Consider the following 7,105-nt stretch of genomic DNA (forward strand, 5'->3'; position numbering starts at 1 on the left):
TGATCACTTCGCTTACGCGGTCGCGATCTGTTCGAGGACCTCCGTGTAGAGAGGCCGCTTGTCGGGACGGGCGTGGGCGGCGGCATGTCTGAGCGCGGGAATCGCCGACGTACCCATTCCTGTCAGCCCCTCGGCCGCGGTCTTGCGGACGACGGGATGAGGGTGCTCCAGCAGTCGCGTCACGGCGGGGATCGCGGGTTCCCAGGTCGCGTGGCAGAGAGTTCGGATCGCCGTGCGCACCAGATCCGGCTGGGAGTCGTCCAGCAGGATCGACGTGTGGTGCAGGTAGGTCTGCCGGTCCAGCATGACCCGCGAGGTCCGATGGGCAAGCAGGCGGACCTTGGGCCGGGGATGAAGCAGCAGCTCACCGACGAGGTCCCGCAGGTCGGGGTCCTGTTCTGCGCCCGGTCCGCTGTTTCCCTCGGCCAGTCGCGTGAGTGCCTGGCGTATCCGCGCCGGGTCACCGGTACGGGCCAGGTTCAACAGCTCCTGCCGGGACGGGGGCTGTGACGCTCCTGTCGACGTGGCCGGGGCACGCTCACGGAGCGCTGTCAGCGCGGCGGCGTCCTGCCGTGCGGAGTCCGGGCGGCGCAGCGGCCCGTCGACGAGGAGCAGGTGGTCCGCGAGGTCCTCGCGCCCCTCGGCGCGCAGCCGTCGGCAGGTCTGCGTCAGCGCGGGGGTGCGCAGCAGGGGACGCCCGTGGAGCAGGTCGAGGAATCCCCAGGCGCCTGCGTCGAGGCGGTCGGCGAGGCGCTCCGCCAGTACGTCGGCGGGAACTTGGCGTAGTGCTCGCGCGGCTGCGGAGCTGCCGGCCGGAGGGTCGTGTTCCCACCGTTCCAGCAGCAGCGGGACCAGCGGTTCCAGCTCCCACGGGCCGAGCAGGCCTGCCGCGAGAGCCACCCTCTCGTGCAGGATGCCGTCCGCGCGGAGTTCGGTCTCGCCGATGGCGCTCAGTGTGCGGGCCAGGTCGGCATCCACGGGTATGTCGATGCGGCCTCGCAGAAACGCTCGGAGCACGAGGAGCCGGGTCTCGGGTTCGGGCCACTTCAAGAGCGCCAGGGCGGCGGTGTTTCGGCGGTCCGGAGCGGAGGCCCGCAGCATGGCCAGCAGGCGCTCCCGCAGTGCGGTCGAACGGGGCTGGTCGAGGTCGTCGATGTGCACGGTCCTCGGCGGTGGCGTCGGCGCGTGGGTGGTCTCGGCGATGGTCCAGGGTGGTGCGTCGAGGGGCTGGATGGCCGTCATCCAGTCGATGAGGGTGGCGCGGACCTCGGGTCCGGCGACGGCGTAGACCTCGATCAGTGCGGTCAGACGGTCCCGGGAGCCCGGGATGCCAGCGTGTCCGTGCCCGTGCCCGTGCCGTCGGCAGGATCGACGGAATTCCTCCAGCGCGCTCGGTGTGCGCACCGCGGTCTCCAGCTCGGTGCGCCACGCCTCAGCCTCGCTCTCGGCCTTGGCCTTGGCCTGTGCCTGTGCCTGCGTCTGCGTCTGCGTCTGCGTCTGCGTCTGCGCGGTGGTGGCTGTGGCGGACCGCGGGGCGGCGAACGCGTCCCGCAGCACGGCGGTCTCGGCCTCCCAGGGGTCGGCGCCCAGCCGGGCCGACGCGAGTGCCTGCTCGAGATCGGCGCGGACCAGTACCGCGCCGAGGTCGCGGAGCAGCGTGAGGGTGGACGGGCCTGCCGTGGGTGCCGGGGGCAGCGCGCGTATCGCGTCGGCGGCGGCCTGCCGCTCGACGGCCGACAGAGTCGGCGCGACCGCTTCGAGTACCGCGATGAGGTCGTGCCGGTCTGCGGCCGGGGCGTCGGCGAGCCCGTCGATCATGACTCCGGTGGACCGGGCGAAGGCCGTCAGTTCCTCGGTCGTCCACGGTGCGGGGCAGAGCCGCAGCGTGAGCCGTAGTACGCGGCTTCGTGCTGCCGGTTCGGATCCGGCCAGGCGGAGCCAGTCCGCGAGCATGGGCCGGAGCACCCGCAGCCGGGTGGGGTGCGGCAACTCAGGCATTTCGGCGATGCGCAGCGCGACCGACGGATTCCACCCCTGTGCCGTCAGTGACCTGACGTCGAGGTCCGCGTCCGTCTCGATGTCCACCGCCCGCTGCGGCCCAGGAGGCATGGGGATCCGGTGCTTGACCATGACCGCCGCGAGGTCCTCGACCGTCCCGGAGGCGAGGGCCACCCGGCCGGTCGCCACCAGGGCGAGCAGGCTCGGCGCGACCCGGGCCGCCTGGTCGTCCAGAGCGCGTACCGAACGCGCCGGCAGTGTGCGGTCGAGTCCTTCCAGCAACAGTTCACGGGCGCGGCCGTCCTCGCTGTGTTCGGCGGCGGCGAGGACGGTCGCCAGGTAGGCGTCGCCGAGGATGGCGCGCAGCGCCTCGATGAGGGTGCCGCGCAGACCCGGATTGTCGTGGTGCCCGAGCCAGAAGAGCAGTGCCGGTACCGCCACGGGCGTGCCCGCACGGACCAGGACCTCGGCGGCGGTCTTCTTGATGTTCATGTTCGGATGCCCGAGGCATGCGGCGATCGTGGTGGAGGCCCAGCGGGCCCGCGCGTGACCGAGGGCGAGCAGCGCCTGCCGGACGGTCTGGATGTCCTGGGCGGCGGTCAGCGTGATCAAGGTCGCCGACAACGCTTGCGCGTCCTCCCCCGTGGCGTCGCGGGCGAGCAACGCGATCACGTGCTTGCGCACATGCCGGTCGCGGTGCCGCAACAGGCGGTGCACTCGCGCACGGGTACGCATGTAGGGGGCACGGAGCAGGAGTTCGAGCAGGATCGCCCGCGCGCCTTCCGACAGTCCGGGCCGGTCCAGCAGATCCAGCGCCATGGTCGCGAGGAGCGCGTCTCCGGCCTCGGGTCCGGTCGCCGCGTCGAGCAGGCAGGACGGCCTGACCCGTCCCCGCTCGTGGAGACGACGGCCCAGGCCGTGCACGGCATCCAGGACCTCCTGGGGTACCACGGGCTCCCCGGCGGGCTCTCCGTCTTCGCGTCGCGGGGCGGCTGCGCCCTGCTCCCGGGACACCGCCAGTTCGGTCACGACGCGCAGGAGCAGGTCCGCGACGACCGGCAGCGTGCCGACGCCTCCATGGACGGCCAGGGTGCACAGTGCCACCACCGGTTCGTCCGGGTCCAGATGAGAACTCAGGAGTGCCAGTTCCTGCTCGTCGGGGCCCCCGAGATCCGCCGCGACGCGAGCCGGCAGGTCGGCGGGATCAAGGCGTACGAGGAGGGCACGCCGCTGGGACGGATCAAGGGTCAGATGCCACAGCACCTCAAGGGTGCGGCTGCGCACCGCGCGGAGGTGGGGTGCGATCACGCTCTCCTGCGTGGTGAGAGCGAGACCTTCCCGCAGCGCTGCCGTCGTCCGGTGCCCGCCGATCGCCTCCAGAGCGTCCAGGGCCGCTGCGGGCGCCGACGGCAGGAGGGCGATCACGGCGTCTTCGGCGTCTTCATGGCGCAGGCCACGGATCGCGTCGAGAAACGGCCCCGGCGATGGAGCTGAGGGGAGAAGCCGGGTGATCGCGTCACCGATCGGAAGCTCCGCCGCTCCCTGGCCGGCCAGGGCGACCAGCAGCGCGAGCCGCCGCGGCCAGCTCGGATCGTCGACGGCGGCGTCCATCAGCGCACGGAACATCGCCTGTCGGCAGGTGAACAGGATCGTCGCGACCTCGTTGGGCGCGATCGAGTGATCGGCCAGTGCCAGTCCGATGATGGACGCGACGTGCGGACCGTCCGGGAAGTGCCCGCGCCGGTGGAGCCCGCGCAGGCAGGTCACCGCCGGCCCGCCGAACAACAGGGGGTCCCGTGCGGCGATGGCTGTCAACGCGCCGATGTCACCGCGGTCCGCCAGGTCACCGAGCAGTTCCATCCCGCGTCGGCGAAGTCGCGACGGCAGATCCTGATCGTCGATGACCTGCCGCAACAGGCCACCGTGCCCGTGCCGAGCCGCGACCGCGAGTGCGGCATCGGCCACCTCCGGCCGTGTTCTCACCGAGTCGGAGGCGAGAAGGGGAGACAGGAGTCCCGGCGGCAGGGAATCCAACGCCGCCCACGGCTCGGCGAGTTCATCCAGTACGGCGGCCACGACGTCCGAACGGCCGACACCGAGCAAGTCGATCAGGTGGCGGCGAACCAGTGCGGGAGCCAGCAGACCGGCGCGCAGCCCCTCCCGGGCCAACCGCAGCGCCGCGGCCTGCAGCACCGGGTCACCGCTGTCCACCAGCTCTTTCACGAGGTGCTGGGGCCGGTGCGCGCCGGTGACGGTCACTTCCCTTACGGCCTGGTACAGCAGTTCGCCCACAGGCTCCTTCCGGATCGCCGCCGGCTCGTTCAGGATTTCGGCGCGCAGCCAGGCGATCCGAACCCGAGCCGGCAGCTCGGCCGTACGCCACGACGGCCAGCGGCGCTCGCGGAGATGGGGTCCCAGTCGTTCGTAGAGGCGCGCCAGGACGAGCGCCTCCTCCGGCGGACCCTGTGCCGATACCGGCAGCAGCCCCGCGAGTTCGGCCGTCTCTGGCCCGTAGCCCGTCCGGCCCGAAGTGACGCGCTCCGTCAGCAGGACGAGCCCCAGGTACCGCAGCCGGGGATCCTCGTGCCGGATGAGCCGCCCGAGGGCGGACGGCGAACAGGACTGCGCGTCAAGGTGGTCGGACAACCAGCCGATATCGACTCGGCGCACCGCGTCGCGGAAGGGCTTGTCTGCCGGCGTCGTCATCGTCGGATGTTACTGAACCTGGGTGGGTGAAGTCGTCCGGGTTGTGGTCAGGTGGGTGTCCCGGATCGGATCGGGACTCGACGCGACCAGGACGACTTCACAACAGGCTAAAGGACTTCGAACCTTGGCGATGGGCTATCCCATGGCCGCTCGGGCGGCATCGAGGAACGCCAGCCGATTGTCCTCGAGGTGGTCCCGGACGCTCTCGCCATCGGGCAGGCCCTCCCACACCGTCCGATTGAGGTCGAGGAAGTACGCACGTGCCGCGTCGTGTACGGGCAGGGGGAACAGGATGCGGATGAGCCGCTCGGTGACCCACAGCCTGTTCATGACGTCCTGGGTCTTCAGGTGCCATGGGTGGGTGTCGTCGAACTCGGAAGGCCGGCTGAACGCGGAGCGTTCGGCCTCGGCCGCCACCTCGACGAACTTCTCCAGCAGCGCGAGTCGTTCAGCGCGCCGGGCCTCCGACAGAGCGCTCTGCTGCCGGTGCTGTTCAGCGCGTTCCGCCGACAGTTGAGTCCTGTGCTGGACGAGGTAGGACAGCATGCCGCCAAGGGCGACGCCGCCCAACGATGTGAGTGACACCCAGACCTGACCAGACATGGCGGCCATCGTGCCACGCCGTCGAGCCGGCCTGCGGACCGTCGCGCTGGACTTCGGCGAGCGTGATCATGCCGACCCGAAACACCGGTCCCCGTCTGGGACGGCGGTGCGGCACATCGCTGGTGTCCTGCCATGGCTGACGATCTTGGCTTCATCTGCTCCTGCTGCGGCAGACACCACGCAGAACTCCCCATGCAGTTCTCCGCCATGGCGCCCGACGTCTGGTCCGAGACCTTCGCGGGCGATTCCGCCAGCATGCTCTCCCCAGACCAGTGCGTCATCAAGAACGAGTACTTCTTCATCAGAGGCCTGATCGAGATACCCGTGATCGACAGCGACGTCGCGTTTTCCCGGGGTGTCCGGGTCTCCCTCAGCCGGGACAGCTTCGCCCGTGTCCTCGACCTGTGGGAGGCGCCCGGCCGAGAGGCCGAGCCTCCCTGTTTCGGCTGGCTGAGCACCGAGTTGGGGTTGTACTCGCCCAGCACCGCCAACCTGAAGACGCGTGTTCACACACGTCCGGTCGGCCAGCGCCCGTTCATCGGGCTGGAGCCCACCGACCACCCCCTCGCGGTCGAACAGCGGACCGGCGTCACCTAGGACCGTGTCCGCGAGATCGCCGAGGCAGTCCTGCATCCCAAGGACCAATAGCGCTCGACCTGACGCCTGTTCGCTCCAGTCGGTACCAGGCCACCGCGTCCGTCGGTCGTCCCCACGTCATATGTGCCTGATCCCAGGACGCGTGAACAGAGCCACCGGGCAGGCCACGTCCTCCCATCTCGAAAGACCGTCCCGTAACTGCTGGTCACGGAACTGGCCGGCGTGCGGAAACTGCGTAGCTGCGAGTTCGTGGCGCCGGTATCGTCTGGTCTCCCGACCCGCGGTATCGGCGGCCCACTTTCAGAGAGCGACGCGGATGACCGGCCGGCAGGCAACGACGACCCTTTGGCGCCCCACCGGTCCCAAGGAACTGGATCTGGTCCGGGAACTGAACTGGGTTGCCTGGCCTCCCCGGCTGCCCGAGCAACCGATCTTCTACCCGGTCCTCAACGAGGACTACGCGGTCAGGATCGCCCGGGACTGGAACGTGAAACATGACGGCGCCGGTTTCGTCACACGTTTCGAGGTCGAGTCGGAGTTCTTGAGCCGGTATCCCGTCCAGCAGGCCGGCGGACAGACCATCCTCGAGCTCTGGGTTCCGGCCGAGGACCTCGACGACTTCAACGCCCACATTGTCGGCGAGATCCAGGTCGTCCACGAGTTCCGCTGAGGCGAGGGCTTTCGGACGAGATACACCTGCCCGGTCCCATGAACCCGATGCGGCTGGTGTGATCACGGCCTCAGGGCCGTCCTGGGCGGCCCCGTTCACCAGGCCGGGCCCACTGCGGCTCGGCAAGCTGGTGACGGTTCCGCGGTGGGAGGGTACGGGCGCGGTCCGCAAGGGCGGGCCGTGGAACCTGTCCGGCCGCCCTCCAGGAACCGCAACGATGGCTCGGCGTGGGAGGAGCCCGACGCGAGGGCCCTCGTCGGCACGACCATGGCGGGCGCCGACGGCGGTTGTCCGGGCATCGGGCTCGTGGTGCCCCGCAGGTGTCTCCAGAGCGAGGAGTCGCCCGGCTGGAAGCGGGCTCACGCCAAGTCACACCAGTGGTTCGGCGCGCTCGCGGCGCAGGCGAACCGCTCCGGTGTCGTGGGGGGGGGCCCCCCCCGGGGGCCGCGCCCGGGGGGGCCCCCCGGCGGGGCCCCCCCCCCCGGGGGGGCGCGCGACAGGGGGGGGGGGGGGGGGGGGCCCGGGGGGGCC

4 protein-coding genes are annotated in these 7,105 nt (G+C 70.8%); 2 read left to right on the forward strand and 2 right to left on the reverse strand.

All coding sequences use genetic code 11. The features are described from left to right. Positions 1-12 precede the first annotated feature (12 nt). A complete protein-coding gene (locus ACFYW7_RS36735) occupies positions 13-4,704 on the reverse strand; it encodes a HEAT repeat domain-containing protein (RefSeq protein ID WP_389510609.1) in 4,692 nt (1,563 codons plus the stop codon). A 135-nt stretch (positions 4,705-4,839) separates the two neighbouring features. Beyond that, positions 4,840-5,316 (reverse strand): hypothetical protein, encoded by a 477-nt coding sequence (locus ACFYW7_RS36740; protein WP_389510611.1) that lies wholly within the window; start codon positions 5,314-5,316, stop codon positions 4,840-4,842. A 123-nt stretch (positions 5,317-5,439) separates the two neighbouring features. Here ACFYW7_RS36740 and ACFYW7_RS36745 point away from each other — a divergent pair, with 123 nt between their 5' ends. Further along, positions 5,440-5,904 (forward strand): DUF2199 domain-containing protein, encoded by a 465-nt coding sequence (locus tag ACFYW7_RS36745; protein ID WP_389510613.1) that lies wholly within the window; start codon positions 5,440-5,442, stop codon positions 5,902-5,904. Between the two features lie 316 nt (positions 5,905-6,220). Continuing rightward, entirely contained in the window at positions 6,221-6,574 is a 354-nt protein-coding gene (locus ACFYW7_RS36750) for a hypothetical protein (RefSeq protein ID WP_389510615.1), read from the forward strand. Positions 6,575-7,105 lie beyond the last annotated feature (531 nt).

This window comes from Streptomyces sp. NPDC002580, from assembly GCF_042889485.1.
GTDB lineage: Bacteria > Actinomycetota > Actinomycetes > Streptomycetales > Streptomycetaceae > Streptomyces.